The following is a 23,389-nucleotide window of genomic DNA, read 5'->3' as shown; positions in this document are numbered from 1 at the left end:
GCCTTTGTGAAACGGGGCGGTTTCCCTCTCTTGCCTTGCGCTGGTCCCAAGTTCAACCACCCAGACAGTCGGCGCGCCCGTCACGTTCGATTGTGGCCGCCCCGTCCATAATCTGCGCGGCACGCCGTTGCACGAAAGCGGACGGGTCGGCAGCATCGCGTGTCTTGGGCGATGGCAGCAGCGCGGCAAGGCGCGCCGCCTGCACTGCGTTCAGTTCAGCTGCCGACACGTTGAAATAGTGCTGCGCGGCGGCGTCCACGCCGAACACACCTTCGTCGAATTCGGCCATGTTCAGATAGACCTCGACAATGCGGGTCTTGGGCCATGCGGTTTCCACGATCAGGGTTATGCCCGATTCGAGCGCTTTACGTGTCCAGTCCCGACCGTGCCACAAAAACACGTTTTTCACCGTCTGCTGGCTGATGGTAGAGGCCCCGCGCATCGCGCCCGCTTCGATCACCTGGCGGATGGCCGACATGTCGAACCCCCAGTGTCGGCAAAAGTTCGCGTCCTCGGCCGCCACCACAGAGCGTGCCATCACGGGTGCGATCTGGTCCAGCGGCACCCAGTTGCGGCTGATCTCTCCCAAACGGCGGTATTCCTGCCACATGAACAGACCGCCGGGCGGCGCAACAAAGCGGTACAGCAGCACCCAGGCGACCAGCAGCACCAAGACCAGTGCAGCCAGCCGCAGCACCCAGCGCCGCAGCCAGCGCAGAGCGTTCGCTACGCCCATAAAGGCACGGTGCGGCGCGCCGGTGCGGTAGGGAGGTTTCTTTTGTGTCTGTTTGGCGCGGGGCATGGGGGTTTAACACATGGCCGCGCCTGCCCGGTCAAGAGGGTATCACCCGTAGGCAATGCCCAAAAGCACCACGCCAAGCACCATGCGGTAGATCACATAGGGCGTGAAGCTGACGGATCGCAGCAGCCGCATCATCAGCGCTAGCGCGGCAAGGGCTGCGACAAAGGCGATCGCGGCGGCGATTGCGGCATCGCGTGCCAAAGCCCAATCCGCCTGACCGATCACATCTAGCGACAGCAGCGCGCCAGAGGCCAAAATTGTGGGGATCGACATCAGCATAGACAGTTTCGCAGCATCATGGCGCGCATAGCCCAAAGCCCGAGCGCCGCTGATGACTATACCCGACCGCGATGTGCCGGGAATAAGTGCCACCACTTGCCACAAGCCAAGAATGACCGCATGGCGCAGTGTCCAGCCGGGCGCGGCGCGGGTCTGTGCGCCGCGTTTGTCGGTGACATAGAGTACAATGCCAAAGATGATCATGGCCCAACCGATGACAGCGATACTGCGCATCAGATCTATCCAGCCGGTCAGCTTCAGCACAAGGCCGGCGGCCATGACCGGGATGGTTGCGACAATCAAGCAGAGCGCCAGAAACGATTCCGGGCTGGCAAGCTGACCGCGCGCAAGTTGTCCGGCACCGCGCACCGCGCGCGCCACGTCCGTCCGAAAATACAGGCAGACCGCGACAAGCGTGCCCACATGCACCGCGACATCCAGCGCCAATCCTTGATCCTGCGCGCCCATCAGCTTGGGCAACAGGATAAGATGGCCAGAGGACGAGACCGGCAAAAACTCTGTCACGCCCTGCACAAGCGCCAGAATGGCAAGGTATAGCAATGTCATAGCGCCGCTATACTCTGCGGGGATTAGTGTGCCAAGATTTAATAAGCAGACATTAAAGGCAGCTTTGCTGACCTAAAATCGTAGAAATTTCCTAATCTTTCTGCGCAAGCGAAGAAATTTTCTTCAGAAATGGCAGCTTTGCTGACTTTTCATTTGCGTCGCGCCTTTGTAAAAGGCCGTTCCGAACCTTGGAGGACAGAAAATGGCCAAGCAACCGATGCTGCGTTTCGTATCCGTTGGCAAAGAAATGCCAGAAAAGCGGCCGCCAGACCTGCGGACCGAGGATTTCGGCGAGATTTATGGCGAATACGCAAGCGAAAAAGCTGCGGAGCAAGCGGGCCGGTGCAGCCAATGCGGTGTGCCCTATTGCCAGTCGCATTGTCCATTGCACAACAATATTCCCGATTGGCTGCGCCTGACCGCCGAAGGGCGTTTGCAAGAGGCCTATGAGCTCAGCCAAGCTACCAACACCTTTCCCGAAATCTGTGGCCGTATCTGCCCGCAAGATCGCCTGTGCGAAGGTAATTGCGTGATCGAGGAAGCGGGGCATGGCACCGTGACCATCGGATCGGTCGAGAAATACATCACCGACAAAGCTTGGGACGAAGGCTGGGTCCAGCCGATTGCGCCCACGGCAGAGCGCACCGAATCGGTCGCCATTCTGGGTGCCGGCCCCGGCGGGCTGGCCGCGGCCGATGTGCTGCGCCGCGCCGGTGTGCAGGTGACTGTCTATGACCGCTATGACCGCGCGGGCGGGTTGATGACCTATGGTATCCCCGGCTTCAAACTGGAAAAACCCGTCGTCATGCGCCGGATCGAACAGCTTGAAAAAGGCGGTGTCGAATTCGTTCTGAACTGCAATGTTGGCGAGGATATCAGCTTTGATGCCATTCGCGGTAAACATGACGCGGTGCTGATCGCAACGGGCGTCTACAAGGCGCGGGATCTGAGCATACCGAATGCCAACGCGCCCGGCGTGTTGCCCGCGCTGCAATTTCTGACTGCCAGCAACCGCAAGAGCTTTGGTGACGAGGTTCCGGATTTCGACGACGGCACGCTGGATGCCAAGGGCAAGCGCGTGGTGGTCGTGGGCGGCGGCGACACAGCCATGGATTGCGTGCGCACGGCAGTGCGGCAGGGCGCGACCTCGGTCAAATGCCTGTATCGGCGCGACCGCGAGAATATGCCCGGCTCTCGACGCGAAACACAGAACGCAGAGGAAGAGGGTGTCGAATTCGTCTGGCTGACCGCTCCCTTGGGCTTTATCACCGATGACGCGGGCGACCTGTCGGGCGTGCGTGTGCAGCAAATGCGCTTGGGCAAGCCCGATGCCAGCGGTCGCCGCGCCCCCGAAGTGATTGACGGGGCCGACTATACCGAGGACGCCGACATGGCGATCATGGCGCTTGGGTTCGAGCCGGAAGACATGCCATCGCTGTTCGACCAGCCCGAACTGGCCGTCACCCGCTGGGGCACGATCAAGGCGCGCTTCAACACGCATGAAACGGAAATGCCGGGCGTCTGGGCCGTGGGCGACATCGTGCGCGGCGCTAGCTTGGTAGTCTGGGCTATCCGCGACGGGCGCGAAGCTGCCGACTCCATCCTGACTTATCTTTCGGCACCCGCACAGGTTGCTGCCGAATAACCGAATTTCCTGCCTGAAAGGGAAACGACATGACCAAGTATGATGACGCATGGGCCGCCCGCGAAGAAGCCAACCGTGCCTACATGTCCGAACACAGCCTGTATCGCGACGAGGACGAGCATTCGTCCTGCGGCGTGGGGCTTGTGGTATCGCTGGACGGCAAGCCGTCGCGCAAGGTGGTGGAAAACGGGATCGAGGCGCTGAAAGCCATCTGGCACCGCGGTGCGGTCGATGCCGACGGTAAAACCGGCGACGGCGCGGGCATCCATGTGCAAATCCCCGTGTCGTTTTTCTACGACGCGATCCGCCGCACGGGCCATGAGCCCGCGCATGACCAGCTTATGGCCGTGGGGCAGGTGTTTTTGCCGCGCACGGATTTTAACGCGCAGGAACGTTCGCGGACCATCGTGGAAACCGAAGTGCTGCGGATGGGCTACGCGATCTATGGTTGGCGCCATGTGCCCGTCAGCGTGTCCTGTCTGGGCGAGAAGGCGAATGCGACGCGGCCAGAGATTGAACAAATCCTGATCCGTAACACCAAGGGCACCGATGAAGAGACGTTCGAGCGCGAACTGTATGTCATCCGCCGCCGGATTGAAAAAGCGATCAGCGCCGCCGGGATCACCGGTTTTTACATGTGTTCGCTGTCCTGCCGGTCGATCATCTACAAGGGGATGATGCTGGCCGAGCAGGTCGCCGAATTCTACCCCGATCTGGCAGACGAGCGGTTCGAAAGCGCCTTTGCGATTTATCATCAGCGCTATTCGACCAATACGTTCCCGCAATGGTGGCTGGCGCAGCCTTTCCGCATGCTGGCCCATAACGGCGAGATCAATACGCTGAAAGGCAACCTGAACTGGTTGAAAAGCCATGAGATCCGCATGGCATCGGGTGCCTTTGGCGAGATGGCCGAAGATATCAAGCCCATCGTCGCGTCCGGCGCATCGGATTCGGCGGCGCTGGATTCGGTGTTCGAGGTTCTGGTCCGCGCGGGCCGCAACGCGCCCATGGCGAAAACCATGCTGGTGCCCGAAGCGTGGTCCAAAACCGCCGTCGAGATGCCCGAAGCGTGGCGCGACATGTATTCCTACTGCAATTCGGTGATGGAACCGTGGGACGGCCCCGCCGCCTTGGCCATGACCGATGGTCGCTGGGTCTGCGCGGGTCTGGACCGCAACGGCCTGCGCCCGATGCGCTATGTCGTGACCGGCGACAACATGCTGATTGCAGGGTCGGAAATTGGCATGGTCGTGGTCGATGAACTGTCCGTGCGCGAAAAGGGCGCACTTGGGCCGGGCCAGATGATCGCGGTCGATATGACCGACGGCAAACTGTATCACGATGTCGAGTTGAAGGATAAACTGGCAGCGCATCAGCCATTCGGCGACTGGAACGAAAAGATCGTCGAGCTGAATGAAAAGCTGCACGATGTACCCGAATCCCGCCAGATGGAGAAGGCGGACCTGCGCCGCCGTCAGGTGGCCGCTGGTTATTCTATTGAAGAAATAGAGCAGGTTCTGGCCCCGATGGCCGAGGACGGCAAGGAAATGATTGCGTCGATGGGCGACGATACACCCTCTGCGGTGCTGTCCAAGGTCTATCGCCCGCTGTCGCATTTCTTCCGCCAGAACTTTAGCCAGGTGACGAACCCCGCAATCGACAGCTTGCGCGAATACCGCGTCATGAGCCTGAAGACCCGCTTCGGCAACCTGAAAAACGTGCTGGACGAGGAAAGCAGCCAGACCGAAATTCTGGTGCTGGAAAGCCCCTTTGTGGCCAATGGCGAATTTGCCGAGATGGTCCGTGAATTTGGCGACCAGGTCTCGTTCATCGACTGCACCTTCCCTGCAGGCGCGGGCGAAGATGCGCTGCGCGACGGTCTGGAACGCATTCGGGCCGAGGCGGAGGATGCCGTGCGCTCTGGCGCAGGCCATCTGGTGCTGACGGATGAACACCAATCCGCCGACAAGGTCGCGATGCCGATGATCCTTGCGACCAGCGCCGTGCATAGCTGGCTGACACGCAAGGGGCTGCGGACCTTCTGCTCCATCAATGTGCGCTCTGCCGAATGTATCGACCCGCATTATTTCGCGGTGCTGATCGGGTCCGGTGCGACCACGGTCAACGCCTATCTGGCGCAGGAAACCATTGCCGACCGGATCGACAGAAACCTGATCGACGGCCCGCTGATAGAGGCGATGCGCCGCTACCGCGCGGCTATCGACCTTGGTCTGTTGAAAATCATGTCCAAGATGGGGATTTCGGTCATCTCGTCCTATCGTGGCGGGCTGAATTTCGAGGCCGTGGGCCTGAGCCGCGCCATGGTTGCCGAATACTTCCCCGGAATGCCGAGCCGGATTTCCGGCATCGGTCTGCACGGTATCCAGATGAAACTGGAAGAGGTGCACGCCAAAGGCTGGCGCGGCGGGCAGGATGTGCTGCCCATCGGCGGGTTCTACAAGATGCGCCGCTCTGGCGAAAAGCACGCTTGGGAAGCCACCAACATGCACCTGCTGCAACAGGCCTGCAACAATTCCAGCTACGCGTTGTGGAAGCAATATGCCAAGGCCATGACCTCGCGCGATCCGATCCATCTGCGTGACCTGTTGGACATCAAGCCCTTGGGCCGTGCCATTCCGTTGGAAGAGGTGGAATCCATCACCTCTATCCGCAAGCGGTTTGTCACGCCCGGTATGAGCTTGGGCGCGCTGTCGCCCGAAGCGCATATGACGCTGAACATCGCCATGAACCGCATCGGCGCGAAATCCGACAGCGGTGAAGGTGGTGAAGATCCGGCCCACGCGCACCCGCTGCCCAATGGCGACAACCCCTGTGCCAAGATCAAGCAGGTGGCCTCTGGCCGCTTTGGCGTGACCGCGGAATACCTGAACGCTTGCGAAGAGTTGGAAATCAAGGTTGCCCAAGGAGCGAAACCGGGTGAGGGTGGCCAGCTTCCGGGCATGAAGGTGACAAAGCTGATCGCACGGCTGCGGCATTCGACGCCGGGTGTGACGCTGATTTCGCCGCCGCCGCATCATGACATTTACTCGATCGAAGACCTTGCGCAGCTGATCTATGACCTCAAGCAGATCAACCCGCGCGTGAAGGTCACGGTCAAACTGGTGGCGCAATCGGGCGTGGGCACGATTGCCGCCGGTGTGGCCAAGGCCAAGGCGGACACGATCCTGATTTCGGGCCATAATGGCGGCACCGGTGCCAGCCCCGGCACGTCCATCAAATACGCGGGCCTGCCATGGGAGATGGGGCTGACCGAAGCGCATCAGGTTCTGGCCATGAACAAGCTGCGCGAGCGGGTGACGCTGCGGACCGATGGCGGATTGCGCACGGGGCGCGACATTGTCATGGCCGCGATGATGGGGGCCGAGGAATACGGCATCGGCACCGCCGCGCTGATCGCGATGGGCTGCATCATGGTGCGCCAGTGCCAGTCGAATACCTGTCCGGTGGGCGTCTGCACGCAAGACGAAAGCCTGCGTGAAAAGTTCACCGGCAATGCCGACAAGGTGGTAAACCTGATCACGTTCTACGCGCAGGAAGTGCGGGAGATCTTGGCCGAAATCGGGGCGCGGAGCCTTGATGAGGTGATCGGGCGCGCCGACCTGCTGACGCAGGTCAGCCGGGGTGCGGCGCATCTGGATGATCTGGACCTGAACCCGCTGCTGCTGACCGTCGATGGCGCGGACCAGATCCGCTACGACCGCGAGAAGCCGCGCAACGCGGTGCCGGATACGCTGGATGCCGAGATCATCCGCGATGCCGCGCGCTTCTACGAAGAAGGCGAAAAGATGCAACTGTCCTATGCGGTGGAAAACACGCACCGCACCGTGGGAACGCGCGCGTCCAGCCATATCGTGAAACGCTTTGGTATGCGCAACAGCCTGCAACCCGACCACCTGACGGTGAAACTGACCGGCAGCGCAGGGCAATCTCTGGGCGCATTCGCGGCGCCGGGCCTGAAGATCGAGGTCTTTGGCGATGCCAATGACTATGTCGGCAAAGGGCTGTCGGGCGGTACGGTCGTGGTGCGCCCCCGCATGTCCTCGCCCCTTGTCACCCAAGACAATACGATCATCGGCAACACGGTGCTGTATGGCGCGACCGACGGTTACTTGTTCGCGGCGGGCCGTGCGGGCGAGCGGTTTGCGGTGCGCAACTCTGGCGCTCAGGTCGTGATTGAGGGCTGCGGTTCCAACGGGTGCGAATACATGACCGGCGGCGTGGCGGTCATTCTTGGCAGCATCGGTGCCAATTTCGGCGCGGGTATGACTGGGGGCATGGCTTACCTGTATGACCCGGAGGGCGAAACCGAGGACCTGATCAACATGGAAACCCTTGTGACCTGTCCCGTGACCGTAGAGCATTGGGATGCCGAGTTGCGTGGTCTGATCGCCCGTCATGCAGAAGAAACGGGGTCGTCGCGCTCCGAGGATATCTTGCGCAACTGGGACCGCGAGCGTGTGCATTTCGTGCAGGTTTGCCCGAAAGAAATGCTGGTGCATCTGCCGCACCCGATCAGCCATGATCAAGCGGCCATGCCAGCCGAATAGGTCTGGCGGTTGTCTTCGCCACTCAAATTCGGGCGCGCGGCGGTGGCTGCGCGCCCAGACCTGGCCAAAAATAAAAAGCCCCGCAGATGCGGGGCTTTTGCCATTCTAGTCATATCGCTCCCGGGCTGTTACGGGCAAGCCGCCTCGTAATAGGTGCCGTCGCCGCGCGCATAGGCACAAGTGCCAGTTTCCGTGTTGCGCGCCAGCAAGGTGCCTGCGGCGGCCCCTGCGACCGTGCCTATTATGGCCCAGTTGGTGTTGGCACCCAGCAGGTTGGCAGCGGCCAAACCACCAGCGGCACCCAGCACGCCACCCGTGACCTGACGCTCGGTCGAGGTCATCTGGCAGCCCGAAAGGGCCAGTCCTGCCGCCAGAATGGCGACGCTTGCGAATTTTGTCATCTGCTCTCCTTCCCGGGCCTTGCCCGATATCCGAAGCACTTAGTTTATCAGCTTTTGCGCATCTGTCATCGGATCGTGCGCACCGGCTGGGCACGATTGCGTCAATCGGCGGTAATTTGCAAATCCACCCCGTCCGCCCGCACGGTTACGGCAAGCGTTAGGCCTTGCGCAGCCGCTTCTTGCGCCAAAAGTGGGAACTGCACATGCGCTGCGCGCAGGCCGTCGGGCCATGGGCCGCCGTCTGCTATTGGTGTCCAAAGCGCACTATCCAGTTTCGGTTTCTCCGCGCGTGCCGTGATGTGAAGACCCGTGTCAGAAAATGCACAGACCGCATGCCCCCCATAGGGAAGGGCGCATTCCAGGCATAGCAGCGCCAAGAGCCCCAGCTTGACAAGAGGTTTGGGTTGGCTTGGCGCGGGCGTCCAATCCAGATCGAACCGAAGCTGTGCACAATAGTCCCGCAAGATGCCCTGCAATTCGTCCGCGCCGATGGTCTGGTCCGCGCGCACGCTGCCAAAGGCAATGCGGAACAGCCTGATGCGCGCCTGTGCCTGTTGCACGCTTTCGCGCACCAGCTCCAGTTCCGGACCGCCGGTTGAATTGGCCATCTCCAGCAGTTCGACCCCATTGCCTATGGCCCCCAGCGGGCTGATAAGGTCATGGCAGATTCGGGCTGCGACCAGAGCAGGCAGGTCGGGTTCGTGCGGCATCTGCGCCGCGCTTGCGGAAACTTGTGGGGGAAAGCGGTGTCGCATCATATACTTGAACCGGGAATGTTCGTGCGCTGCCCCGCCCATCCCGATTGGGGGCTTGGGCAGGTGCAATCGCGCGTCGGCGATATCGTGACTGTGAATTTCGCAGAGATGGGCAAACAAGTGATTAACGCGACCATGGTTCCTCTGGAGGTTGTCTGGAACGTTGATGATGAGCATTAAACAACCCAGACGTGCGCACAATGATCGAACGCGAAACAAACTGTTTCGCTTGAACGCATCGGTCGCTTTGGATTAAGCGCAGACGGCGCAATCGGGACAGGACTGAAACGGGATGGGGCCAGCGTCATACCTAAAGCCGAAGGCGGGCAGCCTGTCGACGCGGCTTGCCGCAAGCGCAGAAGACCTGCGCGCGGCACAGGGGCTGCGCTACCGCGTATTCGTCGAAGAGTTGGGCGGCGACGGCCCGCTGGTGGATCATACCGCAAAACTGGAGCGGGATGCGTTTGACCCGTATTTTGACCATTTGTTGCTGATTGACAACGCGTGCGAAGGCCAGATTGTCGGCGCATACCGCCTGTTGCCGGGCGACCGCCTTGGGCCGGAGGGGCGGTTTTATAGCGATGGCGAATTCGACCTAGCGCCCCTGCGCAATTCCGGTCGGCGCTTGCTGGAACTGGGGCGCTCTTGCGTCGCCCCGGCCTATCGCGGCGGGATGGCAATGCTGCTGATGTGGCAGGCGCTGGCGGACTATGCGACGGCGCGGCACATTGAGATTCTGTTCGGGGCGGCCAGCTTTCCCGGCACAGATCTGACCGCTCTGGCGCAGCCGCTAAGTTGGTTGCATCACACCCATCTTGCCGCGCCAGAGTTGCGGGTGCGCGCGCGTCCCTGCCATCTGGATCATATCCTGCCCGCCGACGCGCTTGACCTGACCGCCGCGCGAGAAGGCATCCCGCCATTGATTCGCAGCTACCTCCGGCTTGGTGCGACCATTGGCGAAGGGGCATTTGTCGACCATGCATTCAACACCACGGATGTGTGCATCATTCTGGATGCCGCCCGTCTGAGCCGTCATGCACAAGCTTTCGTGGGGCGAACGGGATGAGCACTTGGGATTCGTCGATACCGCCGCCCTCTACGGACTTGAGCACGGCAGAGCGTCGCCGCGCGTTTTTGCGGCTTGCGGTTCTTGCCTTGGGTCTGGTGCCGACGCTGTTGGCCTTGGTCTTGGCCCGCATGGCAGAGTATGTCACCCATGCGGGCGCGCGCCGATTGTCCCCTCGCGTCATGCGGCTTTATTGCCGCTTTTTGCTCTCGGTCATCGGGGTTCGCGTGGAATTGCGCGGGACGGTCCCAATGGGGCGGGGCGCGCTGGTTGCCAATCACGCGTCATGGCTCGACATTTTCGTGCTGGGGGCCACGGCCCCCGTGCAGTTTGTGGCAAAATCAGAGGTCGCGGGCTGGCCCGGCATCGGCCATCTGGCGCGGTTGGTGGGCACGGTGTTCATTCGCCGCGACCGCCGAGAGGCACAGGCGCAAACCGGCGTTCTGGCGGCAGAATTCCGGCGCGGCCATCGCTTGGTGTTCTTCCCTGAAGGCACCAGCACCGACAGCACCCTGGTGCTGCCGTTCAAGGCGACGCTGTTTCAGGCATTTCTGGCACCTGACATGCCCAAGGGGCTGGCGGTGCAACCCGTCTCTTTGCGCTACCACGTCCCCGAAAACACCGACCCGCGGTTTTATGGCTGGTGGGGTGGCATGGATTTCGCCAGCCACTTCCTGCGCATTCTGGGGCAAGGTCGGCAGGGGCGGGTGACGGTAACCTGCCACCCGCCTGTTGTCTGCGCGGGCCAGACCCGCAAGACGCTGTCCAGCCAATGCGAAGCATTGGTGCGCGCGGGGTTTGCGTCCGGCTAGGCTTTCGCGTCTTCGGCGGCCTTGCGCAACGCGGCCATCAAATCTGCCAGCAGGGTTTGATAGCTTTCTGTCACCAATGCGCCGTTTGCGTCAAAATGATCCTTGGGTCCGGCGACCAGCATCTCTGGCCCCTGCAAGATCAGCGGGCGGAACGGGACCATCATCAGCCGCAACGCGAATTGCGTGCGTTCGCCGCCCGCGCGACCGGCTGCGGCAGAGACCAGCGCGACCGGTTTGCCCGTCCACGGTTGCCCGCCCCGGCTTATCCAGTCGAGCGCGTTTTTCAGCACGCCCGGCGGGGCCTTGTTGTATTCGGGGCAAGCAATGACAACGGCATCCGCAGCTTTTACCTGCTCTTTCAGCCGGGTCACGGCGTCGGGCATGCCCTGCGCTTCCAGATCTTCGTTGAATAGAGGCAGGTTCAGGTCGCCTTCGATGAAATTTGACGGGCCGAAAGCTTGCGCGCTGGCATGCATGAGCTTGCGGTTGAAGCTGTCGGCGCGTAGCGACCCGCATAGGCCGAGAAGTGTCAGGTCTGTCATGGTTGTCCTTTCCATTGCGTCCCTTAGGTAAGGGTGTTCATGACCAAGGCAACCGCTTGCGCGCAAGCCGGGTTTCGCGCAATTTCGGAACCAAGCAAGACAAAGGACAGATGATGACCGATCGCCACGGCGGACAAATCCTTGTGGACCAGTTGAAAGCGCAGGGGGTGCGCCGCGTGTTTTCTGTGCCGGGAGAGAGCTTTCTGGCAGCTTTGGACGGGCTGCACGAGTCCGGGATCGAGAATGTCGTTTGCCGCCACGAGGGCGGCGCGGTGATGATGGCCGAAGCCCACGCCAAGCTGACGGGCCAACCCGGCGTTGCCTTTGTCACGCGCGGGCCGGGTGCGACGAACGGGTCGAGCGGTATCCATGTCGCCAAGCAGGATTCAACGCCACTCATTCTGTTCGTGGGCCAGATCGACAATCGCCACCGTGACCGAGAGGCATTCCAAGAGGTGGATTATCGCGCCGTATTCGGCCCGCTGGCGAAATGGGCGGCAGAGGTCGACCAGATCGACCGGCTGCCCGAATACATCAGCCGCGCTTTCCATGTCGCCCAATCTGGTCGCCCCGGTCCTGTTGTGCTGGCCTTGCCCGAAAACATGCTGTCGGCGCGCGCCGATGTGCCGGATCTGCCCGCTGTCGCCCCTATGCCGCCGTCGGTCTGTAGTGACCAGATCGACGCGGTGTTGCAATTGCTTTGCCGCGCCAAGCGTCCGTTGGTGATTGCGGGCGGGTCGGTCTGGTCGGCGCAAGCTGCCCAAGACCTTGCGCGCTTTGCCGAAGGGTTCGGCTTGCCCGTTTGTGCCACCTTCCGGCGGATGGACCGTATCGACAACCGCCACCCCAATTATGCGGGCGATCTGTCGGTCGGGATGAACCCCAAACTGGCCGCGCGCCTGCGCGAGGCGGATTGCCTGTTGGTGATCGGCTCTCGCCTCGGCGATATTGCGACCGGCAGTTATGACTATGTCGACCCGGCAGCTCCCGGCAAGACGATCATCCATATTCATCCCGACCCCGACGAATTGGGCCGCGTGTTCCGCCCCGATCTGGGTCTTGCGGCCCCTGCTGTCGATGTGCTTGCGCGTCTGGCGCGTCGCGACCCGCCCGCGCGGCCGGACTGGGCGGCATGGACGCAGGCGGCACGCGCCGACTATCTGGACTGGATCACCCCGCGCGAAACGCCGGGCGCCGTGAAGCTGGAACAGATATTTTGCAGTCTGTCCGACCTGCTGGCGGATGATGCCATCATTACCAACGGCGCGGGCAATTACGCGGCGTTCCTGCACCGCTACCTGCGCGCGCGCGCCTTTCCGGGGCATCTGGCGCCGACTTCGGGGTCGATGGGCTACGGCTTTCCAGCCGCGATCTCGGCCAAGCTGGAACATCCTGACCGCGCGGTCGTCTGCGTGGCCGGTGACGGGTGCTTCCAGATGACGTTGAACGAGATGTCCACGGCCCGCCAGTACGGCGCGAATGTGGTCGTGATCGTCTGCAACAACGGGCAATACGGCACGATCCGGATGCATCAGGAGAAGACCTATCCGGGGCGCGTGAGCGGCACGCAATTGTTCAACCCCGATTACGCCGCTTTGGCGCGGGCCTACGGTGCGCATGGCGAATGCGTGACCCGCACTGAGGAGTTCGCGCCTGCGCTGGAGCGTGCGCTGGCGGCAGACCTGCCTGCGGTGATCGAACTGGTGCTGGACCCCGATGCGCTATCGCCGGGGCTGACGATAGAGGGCGCGCGGGCCTTGGCGAAAGCCTGACCAGAACACGCTTCATTAAACGAAAAGCGGCGGCCCAAGGCCACCGCATAAAGCGCTGGGCGCTGCGGTGCTTAGTGGATCAGCCGACCCATTGCCGCGGCGACATCGGCCATGCGGCATGAAAAGCCCCATTCGTTGTCATACCACGCCAGCACGCGCACGGTGCGCCCGCCCACGACCTTGGTCTGGTCGGGCGCGAAGATGGACGAATGCGGGGTATGGTTGAAGTCGATCGAAACTTTCGGCTCGGGATCATAGGCCAGAACTGCGCCCATGGACCCTTCCGAGGCTTTGCGCATGATCTCGTTCACCTCTGCGACCGTCACGTCACGGCCTGCCTGAAAGGTCAGGTCCACTGCGCTGACATTCGGGGTCGGCACGCGCAAGGATGTGCCATCCAGCTTGCCCGCCAGTTCCGGCAGCACCTCGCCCAAGGCTTTGGCAGCGCCGGTCGATGTCGGGATCATCGCCATCGCTGCGGCACGCGCGCGATACAAGTCCTTGTGGCGGCGGTCCAGCGTTGGCTGGTCGCCGGTATAGCTGTGGACCGTGGTCATGATGCCTGCCTCGATGCCGATGGCATCGTTCAGCACCTTCGCAAGGGGGGCAAGGCAGTTGGTGGTGCACGACCCGTTCGACACAACAAGCTGTTCCGAGGTCAGGCTGCGGTGGTTCACGCCGTAAACGATCGTCGCATCGGCATTCTTCGCGGGCGCCGACACCAGCACACGGCTGGCGCCACGGCCCAGATGCACGGCAGCGCGGTCACGGTCATTGAATTTGCCGGTGCATTCAAGCACCACATCCACGCCGCCCCAGTCAAGCTCTTCGGGTTCGTAGGTGGACATCACCTTGATAGGTCCACGACCCAGGTCGAGCGTGTCGCCCTCAACCCGGATATTGCCGGGGAAGCGGCCATGCACGCTGTCGTATTTCAGCAGATGTGCATTCGTCTCGATTGGGCCGGTGGCGTTGATCTTGACCACCTCGACATCGTTGCGCGCGCTCTCTGCGATATGAGCCAAGGTGCAACGCCCGATCCGCCCAAAGCCGTTAATCCCGATGGTGATGGTCATTGTGATCTCTCCGCAATCTGGTTGCGGGCGGTATACCTTTGGGGTAGGGGCGAAAAAAGGGCGAAAACCGTGTGTTTGTCAGGCGTTAGCGCAATCTTGGCGTGATAGCGCAACCACAGGCACGGGCCGGTCACGACATGTGCAACGGGGGCGGCATTGCAAAACCAGCAGACAGCGGCTAACCGGATTGCCGACAGGATTTGAAAGTAACGCGCCTTGGCACTTCTGGACAACATCCGTGATCTGATCGACATGCGGTCGTTTTCGTCTGTCTGGTTCTGGATCGTGCTGGCGCTGGCGTGGTCATCCGCCTCTCAGACCATCATGGGCGCCCCGTATGACCTGATTGTCAAAGCGCGCCGCAAAGGTGGCGAGGCGGCAGAGGATCTGAACACGATCGTCGGCATTTTCGTCCGCCGCCGTCTGACCGTTGTACGTCGGGCCGGACATTGGGTCTTGGGCTTTCAGGTCATGGTGCTGACGGCGGTGTGTATAATGGCATTCGGGCAAGCGATTGAATTCGCACAAGCCTTGTTCCTTTTGTTTCTTCCGCTCGTGCTGACGCAATTTTTGGCAGTCCGGCTTGCGTTTCGGATAGAGCACGACAACATGCGGGATGATCGCCTGCAACGCGCATTGCTGCGCCACCGGCTTTTGGTGCAGTTGATCGGGGTCGTCGCGATCTTCGTGACCGCGGTTTGGGGCATGTTGCATGTCATGAGCGCCACGGTGTTAAGCCTGTGAGGCGCGCGCGCCCGGTCCGGAAAACTGCCATGCTTCAAGGACACGAACTTTAACGATGACCAACGCTCCTTCCCGGATCATCATGGGCGGCGCGCCCGAGGGTTATGATGCAACGCTGCTCATGCGCGAGCTGGAGCGCGGCGAGGACCCCCTGATTCATGTGGCGCGCGATGACAAGCGGGCCGAGGCGATGGCGCAGGCGCTGGCCTTTGCCGCGCCAGAGGTGACGGTGCTGCGGTTTCCTGCGTGGGATTGTCTGCCCTTCGACCGTGTCTCGCCCAATCCCGATATATCGGCAGCCCGCATGGCCACGCTGGCCGCATTGGCGCATGGCGTACCGGGGCGGTTCGTGGTGCTGACAACGCTCGCGGCGGCCACGCAATATGTGCCGACACCGTCGGTTGTGGCAGAGGCGTCGTTTCAGGCCACGGTTGGCAAACGGCTGGATGAAGGTGGCTTGCGCGACTGGTTGGTGCGCATGGGATTTGCCCAAGCGCCCACAGTCTCGGAACCGGGCGACTATGCCATTCGGGGTGGCATTTTCGACATCTACCCACCGGGTGAAAGCGGCCCTGTCCGGCTGGACCTGTTCGGCGATGTGCTGGACGGTGCGCGCCGGTTCGACCCGGCAACGCAGCGAAGCCTAGAAAAGCTGCAAAGGGTGGAATTCGCGCCAGTGTCCGAGATCATTCTGGATCAGGCTGCGATCACGCGGTTCCGGCAGAACTACAGGGTCGAATTCGGGGCGGCAGGCAATGACGACCCGCTATATGAGGCCGTGAGTGCGGGGCGCAAGCATCAGGGGATGGAGCATTGGTTGCCCTTCTTCCATGCCGATATGGCGACGCTGTTCGATTACCTGCCGCAGGCCGCGCTGGTGCTGGACGAGCAATCCGACACATTGCGCGCCGCCCGATGGGACAGCATTGCCGACCAGTATGATGCGCGCCGCGAAGCGATGAGTGCCAAGGGGCGCATGGATACGGTCTATAAACCCTGCCCGCCGGACCTGCTGTATCTGGACGCGCCCGCATGGGACGCAGCCCTTGCCCCCCGCCGCGTTATCCGCCTGCAAGCCGCGCCCGCCGCACCGGGGCCGGGGGTGCTGGACGCGGGCGGGCGCATGGGGCGCAGTTTTGCCCCCGAGCGGCAGTCGGGTGCCAATGTGTTCGATGCGCTGGCAGAGCATATCACCGCGCGCCGCCAGTCGGGCCGTGTGGTTGTCGCCACCCATTCCGAGGGTGCGCGCGAACGCTTGCGCGGGTTGCTCGAGGATCATGGCGCGGGGGCTGCACAAGACATCGCCACCGCGCGCGACATGGGGTCGAGCAAGGATGGGCTATACCTTGCCATCTGGCCGCTGGAGGCAGGGTTCGAGGCACCCGATCTGACGGTTGTTTCCGAACAGGATGTGCTGGGCGACCGTCTTGTCAGCCGCAAGACCCGCCGCAAAAAGGCCGAGAACTTCCTGACCGAAGCGCAGACCCTCTCGCCGGGCGATCTGATCGTGCATGTCGATCATGGCGTGGGCCGCTACACAGGGCTGGACACCATCACCGCCATGGGCGCGCCGCATGAGTGTATCGCGCTGGAATATGCAGGTGGCGACAGGTTGTTCCTGCCGGTGGAAAACATCGAGCTTCTGTCGCGCTACGGGCATGAAGAGGGATTGCTCGACAAGCTGGGCGGCGGCGCGTGGCAAGCCAAGAAAGCCAAGCTGAAGCAACGCATCCGCGAGATTGCCGACAAGCTGATCCGCATCGCGGCGGAACGCCAGTTGCGCAAAGCGCCGGAATTCACCGCGCCCGACGGGATGTGGGATGAATTCCTTGCCCGTTTTCCCTATGCCGAAACCGACGACCAGTTGAATGCCATCGCGGATGTGGTTGAGGATTTCGAAAGCGGTTGCCCAATGGACCGGCTTGTCGTCGGCGATGTGGGCTTCGGCAAAACCGAAGTCGCCATGCGCGCGGCCTTCATCGCCGCCATGTCCGGCGTTCAGGTGGCCGTTATCGCACCGACCACGCTGCTCGCGCGGCAGCATTTCAAGACATTTGCGGACCGGTTCCGGGGTTTCCCGATCAATGTGCGGCCCCTGTCGCGGTTCGTCTCTGCCAAGGATGCCGCGGCGACACGCGACGGGATCAACAAGGGCACGGTGGATATTGTCATCGGCACTCATGCGCTGCTGGCGGCATCGGTGAAATTCGCCAATCTGGGCCTGCTGGTGATAGATGAGGAACAACATTTCGGCGTTAGCCACAAGGAACGCCTGAAAGAACTGCGCTCTGATGTGCATGTGCTGACGCTGACCGCCACGCCCATCCCGCGCACGCTGCAACTGTCGCTGACCGGCGTGCGCGACCTGTCGATCATCCAGACGCCCCCCGTGGACCGTCTGGCAATCCGCACATATGTGTCGGAATTCGATACGCTGACGCTGCGAGAGGCGATCCTGCGCGAGCATTATCGCGGTGGGCAGACGTTCTTCGTGACCCCGCGGATTGCCGATCTGCCCGAATTGGAAGAGTTCCTGCGCACTCATGTGCCTGAAGTCAGTTTCGTGACCGCGAACGGCCAGATGGCGGCGGGCGATCTGGATGAACGGATGAACGCCTTTTATGACGGCAAATACGACGTGCTTCTGGCCACCAGTATTGTCGAATCGGGCCTAGATATTCCGCGCGCGAACACCATGATCGTTCACCGCGCCGATATGTTCGGGCTGGCGCAGTTGTATCAGATCCGGGGCCGCGTGGGCCGGTCGAAAACCCGCGCCTATTGCTTCCTGACCACCAAGCCGCGCGCGCCGCTGACCCCGCAAGCCGAACGGCGGCTGAAGCTTTTGGCCAGCCTCGACAGCCTTGGCGCGGGGTTCAACCTGGCCAGCCATGACATGGATTTGCGCGGTGCGGGCAACATTCTGGGCGAAGAGCAGTCCGGCCACATCAAGGAAGTGGGCTATGAACTTTACCAACAAATGCTAGAGGAAACGATCGCCAAGATCCGGTCTGGCGAGATTTCCTCGGTCGATGATCTGGACGGGCAGTGGGCGCCGCAGATCAATCTGGGCGTGCCGGTTCTGATTCCCGAGCCCTATGTGCCCGATCTGGATGTCCGCTTGGGCTTGTATCGTCGCCTGTCCGGCCTGACCACCAAGGTCGAGCTGGAGGGCTTTGCCGCAGAGCTGATCGACCGTTTCGGCAAGCTCCCGCGCGAGGTGAACACGCTGTTGGCCGTCATGCGCATCAAGGCCGAATGCAAGCGGGCGGGTATTGCGAAATTCGATTGCGGTCCGAAGGGTGCCACCATCCAGTTCCACAATGACAAGTTTCCCAATCCTGCCGGTTTGGTCGAATTCATGCAGGACCAGAAAGGTCTGGCCAAGATTCGCGACAACAAGATTGTCGTGCGCCGCGATTGGGACACAGAGAAAGAGCGCGTGCGCGGGGCCTTTGCCATCGCCCGTGATATGGCGGCAAAAGCTGGCAGCTAGGCAGCGCATTATATATTTCTATTAGAAACAAAGTATTGGGTCGATGTCATCCAATAACGTCGGCCCGTCATGGGCTGACGCCGCTGTGATATTGAGCGGCGTGCAGCTTCCGAACCAGGTTGGTTTTGCGGATCACCCGCAGCCCTTGAACGGGCCTTTCAGATCAATCTGCTACGGAGCACCTGACATGACCTTTTTGAAATTTACCACGACGGCCTGCGCCATGGTCCTGACCCTTGCCACGCTGCCCGCAAGCGCGGGGTCGAACCGTGTGCTGATCGACCAATGGGGCCGCGACAATTCCGGCGCGATTGCGCAAACCGGCCACCACCAACGTGTCAGCATCACCCAGCGTGGGCGGGGCAACCTGTCGCTGAATACGCAGGACGGCGCACGCAACCGCGTGGTCGTGGGCCAGTCCGGTCGGGACAATGTGGCCGACACGCTCCAAAACGGGCGGCGCAACATTGTCGGTGTCGCGCAAATGGGGCGCCAGAATGACGCCACCGTCACCCAGTCTGGCAACCGCAACGCCGTCGGCGTCATCCAGACGGGACGCGGCAATACCGCCAATGCCACACAGGCGGGCAGCGGCAATGTCGTGCTGATTATTCAGGAATGACATCGCGCCGGGGGGGTAAGCCCCCCCCGGCCCGCGCGAGCTTTTGACCCAAACGGAGGCATTGATATGTCCCTCATTCCCTATACCGCCGCAGCCGTGGTGATTGCGGGTGCGGTGTCCACCGCCAGCCTTGCAACATCACATGACACTCCGCCGCCAGAGGCGCTGGTCTGCGCCTTGCACCTGTCGCAAAGCGGGCGGACCGTCACCCTTCTGGCCGAAGCGCAGGCGCGCCAAGGCGCCCATGGCACTTACGCGCTGACGGTCGAGCAGCTGGGCACGGGCGGGCGCACGACACTTCGACAGGGCGGCGCGTTCCACCTCGAACCGGGCCAACGCAGCGTCCTTGGCAAAGCCACCTTTGCCGCGCGCCCTCGCGATATCAGCGCCGAACTGGTGCTGGAGGCAGCCGGCGCGCGCAAGACCTGCACCACGCTCAGCCTGTAACCCGAACCCATCGTGAAAGGAAAACCCATGACCCTATGTCACACTCATTCCCGCACATCCCGCAAGCTGGCGGCCGCCTTGGTCGCCGGGCTGGCGCTAGCGCCAATAGGGGCGGCGCAGGCGGGCAGCCTGTCGTTGTCGCTGAATGCCCAAAACGCGCAAGAGGCCCGCGCGCTCAATACCGCGATCACACTCTACTCGATCCACCGCGATATCCGCTCCGGCGCCGATATCCGGCAGGTCGGGCGCAACCATGCGGCGGCACTGGCCCAATCAGGCGGCAACAATCGCGGAATCATCCACCAGCAGGGGCGCAACCACAGCGCCAACCTGTCGCAACAGGGTGGCAACAATTCGCAGGTTATCTTGCAATTCGGCGACGGCGCCCATGCCGATGTTGCACAACATGGCGGTCAGGCCGGGATATTGCTGCAATTCAGCCGGTGACAAGCGGGCTTGTCCCAATGGGCACAATGCCGCTATGGCTACGCGCGATATACCCCTGACCAGAGTTCGCCTTGCCCGCCGCACCCCAAGCCAACCGCAAAGACCAATCGCGCAACGACCGGATCGTTGCGCGTTGGCTATGGCATGGGTTTATCGCCAAACGGATGCCCTATATCGGGCTGGCCGTCGCGTTCATGGTGCTGGAAGCCGCGATGCTGGGGGCGTTCAGCTATCTCGTGCAGCCCATGTTCGACGATGTGCTGGTCGAGGGCGACAGGGGGCGGGTTGTCTTTGTGGCGCTGGCCATGGCTTGCGTTTTCTTTGGGCGCGGACTGGCGCGGCTGGTGCATAAATCCGTGATGGCGTGGCTGTCCGAGAAGGCCACGGCGGAATTGCAAGGCACCTTGCTGGCGCATTTGGCCACGCTCGATCAGGGCTTTTTCAAGCTGAACGCGCCCGGCGTGCTGATCGAACGGGTGCGCGGCGATTCCGAAGCCATGCGCCGGGTCTTCAACGGGTTCATTACTGGTCTGGGCCGCGACGGTGCGGCGGTGGTGGTGTTGCTGGGGGTCGCGCTTTGGACCGCGTGGCAATGGACGCTGTCCGCGATTATAGCCATTCCCTTGATCGTGCTGCCGATTATGGCCCTTCAGCGGCTGATCCGTCGCCGCTCGCGCGAGGCGCGGCTGGCGGCCGCCGACAGCTCGAACCGGCTGGACGAGGCTTTTCATGGCATCGCCACCATCCAGCTGACGGGCACAGAGGCACAGGAACTGGGCCGCTTTCGCCAGATCATGAAGGTCTTTGCCCGCAAGGCCACCCGCGCCGCCGTGGGCCAGGCTTCTGTCAGCACGGTGATGGATTTCGGCGCCGCGATCGGGTTCGCGCTGGTGCTGGTGGTCGGAGGTTTCCAGATCATAGAGGGCACGCGCACCGTGGGGCAGTTCATGTCGTTCTTTACCGCGCTGGGCCTGCTTTTTGACCCGATGCGCCGCTTGTCGGCTTTGTCGGCGGAATGGCAGAATATCCTCGCCTCGCTGGAGCGCACGCATGCGCTGTTGCAGATTACGCCCAAGGTGGTCAGCCCCGCGCCACCGCACGCGCCAGTGCCCGTGCGCGACGCCGCCCGTGTAGAGCTGCGCGATGTCGCTTTTGGCTATGACGAAACGCTGGTGTTGCGCGATCTGTCGCTTGTGGCAGAGGCCGGGCAGACAACCGCCATTGTCGGGCCGTCGGGGGCTGGCAAGACCACGAGTTTCACTTTGCTGACACGACTGGCCGATGTGCAATCGGGCGCGGTTCTGATCGGGGGTCACGATGTGCGGGCCATGGACCTTGGGGAACTGCGCGGGTTGTTTTCCGTGGTCAGTCAGGACAGCGCGCTGTTTGACGAAACGATCCGCGACAACGTCACCCTTGGTGCGGGCGAGGTGTCGGATGCGGCGCTTCAGGCCGCGTTGCAGGACGCGCATGTGGCCGATTTTCTGACCGGCTTGCCGCAGGGTCTGGACACGCTTGCGGGGCCGCGCGGGTCGTCACTTTCGGGTGGCCAGCGCCAGCGTGTTGCGATTGCGCGCGCGCTGTTGCGCAATGCGCCGATCCTGTTGCTGGATGAAGCGACCAGCGCGCTTGACGCGAAATCCGAGGCGTTGGTGCAAGCCGCGCTCGACCGACTGGCGCAGGGGCGCACCACCTTGGTGATCGCGCACCGCCTATCCACCGTGCGGCGCGCCGACAAGATCGTGGTCATGGACCGGGGCCGCGTGGTGGAACAGGGCACGCATGACGAATTGCTGGCCCATGGCGGGGCCTATGCGCGGCTTTATGCCATCCAGTTCGGGCAGGATGACGGGGGCGGTCACGATCAGGCGAATTCGCCCTGAACGCACCATCCGTCGCGTTGCGGCGTGTGAAACAGCCACAGCCGTGCGCCGCGATCCGTCTGCACCCGCCAATAGTCGCGCAGGCCGGACCGCCAGTTCGGATCGTCCAGCCACCATTCGGGGGTTATGCGCTCTGGCCCCGTGGCCGCCACGACCTGCCATGTCTGCCCCCGCCATTTGAACCGACGCGGCACCGCGCGCCCGCTACCCGCGATGGGTTCGGGTGCAAACAGCGTCAGCGGGCGCGGAGCGCGCGGGCGTGGCCAGTCGGCTGCGGCGTCGCTATAAGCGGCGGCTGCCACGGTAAACGCCTTTTCCGGGATATGGCTGTCGGCGGGCAGCAGGCGCTGCACATGCTCGAACCCCAGACGGTTGCTCAGGCGCGACAGCAGATCGGCCAGATCGTCTTGCGCGCGTGCGCCGCCGGTCGTGACCTGCTGCAAGGGCAGGGGGGCTGTCTCGGGTGCGCTCAGGCGCATGCCGTCGATGCCATAGCCCGCATCCACCCCGTCCAGCGCGCGGTCAAACAGCGGCGCGATACCGTCCGCGTCCCGCATGGGCCGGGCAAGACGGATTTCCAGCCGCACCGAATGCCCGTCAACGCGCGACAGGTCCAGCACCAACCGCCGCGCGCCCAGCTCTGACCGGTGCAAATGCTGGCAAAGCCGTTCCAGCAGCCGCGTCAGCCCCGCGTGCAGATCGCCCAACAGGCCAATCGGGTCGGGCAACGACATCCGCACGGCAAAGACCGGCGCGGGGGGCGGGGGCGCCACCGGCTCTGGCAGGTCGCCCATGGCCTGATCCAGTCGTTGCAACATCTCTGCGCCAAACCGGCGGGCAAGCGGCGCGCGCGGCATCTGTGCCAGATCGCGGACATGGCGCAGGCCCAGCCGTTCCAGCGCGGCCAGCGTTTTGGTGGGCAGGCGTAACGCGGCGAGTGGCAGCGGCCCAAGGGCGGCGCGCGCGCCACCGGGCGGGACAATCCCCCCCGGCCCGACATGCGCCATGGCCCAAGCCGCGCCGCGCGTATCGGCCAGCCCTGCGCGCGCGGTGAACCCCATGCGCGCCAGCCGCGCCAGCAGATCGTCCAGCAAGGCGTCTTCGCCGCCCAGCAGATGCGCCGCGCCAGAGATATCCAGCGCCAGCCCGTCCGCCCCGTCACAGGCCGCCCAAGGACAGTACCGCAACGCCCAGCGGCGCAGGGATTCCTGCGCCTGCGCGGTGCGGTGGGTATCTGCGGGCCGGGTCAGCAGGTCCGGGCACAGCGCGCGCGCATCGGCCAGCCCCATACCCCGCGCCAGCCCCAGCGCTTCGGCTTGCATGTTCAGGCAGACCAGCCGTTCCGCCCCGCGCTGCCGTTCGATCATGGCGAAAGGCGCGTCCAGCGCCAAGCGGCGCAAGGCAAGGTCCGATTGCAGGCGGGGCAGCCAGATCACGATGATACGGCGTTGGGTGGGCATGATGA

Annotated in this window: 19 protein-coding genes; 12 read left to right on the top strand and 7 right to left on the bottom strand. The window is 62.8% G+C overall.

Annotation, left to right across the window (positions count from 1 at the left end):
* Window positions 1-52: 52 nt before the first annotated feature.
* Entirely contained in the window at window positions 53-802 is a 750-nt protein-coding gene (gene mtgA, locus ROE7235_RS03745) for a monofunctional biosynthetic peptidoglycan transglycosylase (protein WP_121093327.1), read from the bottom strand.
* A 42-nt stretch (window positions 803-844) separates the two neighbouring features.
* On the bottom strand, window positions 845-1,648 hold the full coding sequence (locus ROE7235_RS03740) for an undecaprenyl-diphosphate phosphatase (protein ID WP_121093326.1): 804 nt from the start codon (window positions 1,646-1,648) through the stop codon (window positions 845-847).
* A 202-nt stretch (window positions 1,649-1,850) separates the two neighbouring features.
* Between ROE7235_RS03740 and ROE7235_RS03735 the strand changes: the two genes are divergently transcribed.
* The gene (locus tag ROE7235_RS03735) at window positions 1,851-3,293 is read left to right on the top strand and encodes an NAD(P)-dependent oxidoreductase (RefSeq protein ID WP_121093325.1); all 1,443 of its coding nucleotides are present in this window, start codon (window positions 1,851-1,853) and stop codon (window positions 3,291-3,293) included.
* A gap of 29 nt (window positions 3,294-3,322) precedes the next feature.
* Window positions 3,323-7,861, top strand: coding sequence for a glutamate synthase large subunit (gene gltB / locus ROE7235_RS03730; RefSeq protein ID WP_121093324.1), 4,539 nt, complete (start codon window positions 3,323-3,325; stop codon window positions 7,859-7,861).
* Window positions 7,862-7,989: 128 nt separating this feature from the next.
* On the opposite strand, the gene ROE7235_RS03725 is transcribed toward gltB, so the two are convergent.
* Both ROE7235_RS03725 and ROE7235_RS03720 read right to left on the bottom strand, forming a co-directional pair.
* Window positions 7,990-8,262 carry a YMGG-like glycine zipper-containing protein gene (locus tag ROE7235_RS03725; RefSeq protein ID WP_121093323.1) on the bottom strand — a complete coding sequence of 91 codons (273 nt, stop codon included), beginning with the start codon at window positions 8,260-8,262 and terminating at the stop codon, window positions 7,990-7,992.
* A gap of 101 nt (window positions 8,263-8,363) precedes the next feature.
* Complete coding sequence (locus ROE7235_RS03720; protein ID WP_245963871.1) at window positions 8,364-8,972, bottom strand: histidine phosphotransferase family protein; 609 nt, start codon at window positions 8,970-8,972, stop codon at window positions 8,364-8,366.
* A gap of 63 nt (window positions 8,973-9,035) precedes the next feature.
* Between ROE7235_RS03720 and ROE7235_RS20505 the strand changes: the two genes are divergently transcribed.
* From ROE7235_RS20505 to olsA, 3 genes are all read left to right on the top strand, one after another.
* Window positions 9,036-9,197: a DUF3553 domain-containing protein gene (locus ROE7235_RS20505; RefSeq protein ID WP_245963872.1), complete on the top strand. Its 162-nt coding sequence runs from the start codon at window positions 9,036-9,038 to the stop codon at window positions 9,195-9,197.
* Between the two features lie 112 nt (window positions 9,198-9,309).
* The gene (gene olsB / locus ROE7235_RS03710; protein ID WP_121093321.1) at window positions 9,310-10,083 is read left to right on the top strand and encodes an L-ornithine N(alpha)-acyltransferase; all 774 of its coding nucleotides are present in this window, start codon (window positions 9,310-9,312) and stop codon (window positions 10,081-10,083) included.
* A complete protein-coding gene (gene olsA, locus ROE7235_RS03705) occupies window positions 10,080-10,895 on the top strand; it encodes a lyso-ornithine lipid O-acyltransferase (RefSeq protein ID WP_121093320.1) in 816 nt (271 codons plus the stop codon). Before olsB ends, olsA begins: the two co-directional genes overlap by 4 nt.
* Here olsA and ROE7235_RS03700 read toward each other — a convergent pair.
* Complete coding sequence (locus tag ROE7235_RS03700; protein WP_121093410.1) at window positions 10,892-11,437, bottom strand: NADPH-dependent FMN reductase; 546 nt, start codon at window positions 11,435-11,437, stop codon at window positions 10,892-10,894. The genes olsA and ROE7235_RS03700 overlap by 4 nt on opposite strands.
* A gap of 113 nt (window positions 11,438-11,550) precedes the next feature.
* Here ROE7235_RS03700 and ROE7235_RS03695 point away from each other — a divergent pair, with 113 nt between their 5' ends.
* On the top strand, window positions 11,551-13,209 hold the full coding sequence (locus tag ROE7235_RS03695) for a thiamine pyrophosphate-binding protein (protein WP_183073309.1): 1,659 nt from the start codon (window positions 11,551-11,553) through the stop codon (window positions 13,207-13,209).
* A 71-nt stretch (window positions 13,210-13,280) separates the two neighbouring features.
* On the opposite strand, the gene gap is transcribed toward ROE7235_RS03695, so the two are convergent.
* On the bottom strand, window positions 13,281-14,285 hold the full coding sequence (gap, locus tag ROE7235_RS03690; protein WP_121093319.1) for a type I glyceraldehyde-3-phosphate dehydrogenase: 1,005 nt from the start codon (window positions 14,283-14,285) through the stop codon (window positions 13,281-13,283).
* Window positions 14,286-14,501: 216 nt separating this feature from the next.
* Between gap and ROE7235_RS03685 the strand changes: the two genes are divergently transcribed.
* The 6 genes from ROE7235_RS03685 (at window position 14,502) to ROE7235_RS03660 (ending at window position 21,924) form a co-directional block, all read left to right on the top strand.
* Window positions 14,502-15,029: a component of SufBCD complex gene (locus ROE7235_RS03685; RefSeq protein ID WP_121093318.1), complete on the top strand. Its 528-nt coding sequence runs from the start codon at window positions 14,502-14,504 to the stop codon at window positions 15,027-15,029.
* A 55-nt stretch (window positions 15,030-15,084) separates the two neighbouring features.
* Window positions 15,085-18,525: a transcription-repair coupling factor gene (gene mfd / locus ROE7235_RS03680; protein WP_121093317.1), complete on the top strand. Its 3,441-nt coding sequence runs from the start codon at window positions 15,085-15,087 to the stop codon at window positions 18,523-18,525.
* A 187-nt stretch (window positions 18,526-18,712) separates the two neighbouring features.
* The gene (locus ROE7235_RS03675) at window positions 18,713-19,147 is read left to right on the top strand and encodes a hypothetical protein (RefSeq protein WP_121093316.1); all 435 of its coding nucleotides are present in this window, start codon (window positions 18,713-18,715) and stop codon (window positions 19,145-19,147) included.
* Between the two features lie 66 nt (window positions 19,148-19,213).
* The gene (csgH, locus tag ROE7235_RS03670; RefSeq protein WP_121093315.1) at window positions 19,214-19,594 is read left to right on the top strand and encodes a curli-like amyloid fiber formation chaperone CsgH; all 381 of its coding nucleotides are present in this window, start codon (window positions 19,214-19,216) and stop codon (window positions 19,592-19,594) included.
* Window positions 19,595-19,621: 27 nt separating this feature from the next.
* Complete coding sequence (locus ROE7235_RS03665; RefSeq protein ID WP_121093314.1) at window positions 19,622-20,041, top strand: curlin; 420 nt, start codon at window positions 19,622-19,624, stop codon at window positions 20,039-20,041.
* Between the two features lie 71 nt (window positions 20,042-20,112).
* A complete protein-coding gene (locus tag ROE7235_RS03660) occupies window positions 20,113-21,924 on the top strand; it encodes an ABC transporter ATP-binding protein (protein ID WP_245963870.1) in 1,812 nt (603 codons plus the stop codon).
* Here ROE7235_RS03660 and ROE7235_RS03655 read toward each other — a convergent pair.
* The gene (locus ROE7235_RS03655) at window positions 21,906-23,384 is read right to left on the bottom strand and encodes a Y-family DNA polymerase (protein WP_121093313.1); all 1,479 of its coding nucleotides are present in this window, start codon (window positions 23,382-23,384) and stop codon (window positions 21,906-21,908) included. The genes ROE7235_RS03660 and ROE7235_RS03655 overlap by 19 nt on opposite strands.
* Between the last annotated feature and the right edge of the window lie 5 nt (window positions 23,385-23,389).

Source organism: Roseinatronobacter ekhonensis (assembly GCF_900499075.1).
Lineage (GTDB): Bacteria > Pseudomonadota > Alphaproteobacteria > Rhodobacterales > Rhodobacteraceae > Roseinatronobacter > Roseinatronobacter ekhonensis.
Note: the sequence above shows the minus strand (reverse complement) of the source record. Positions and strands in the feature narration are given on the sequence as shown.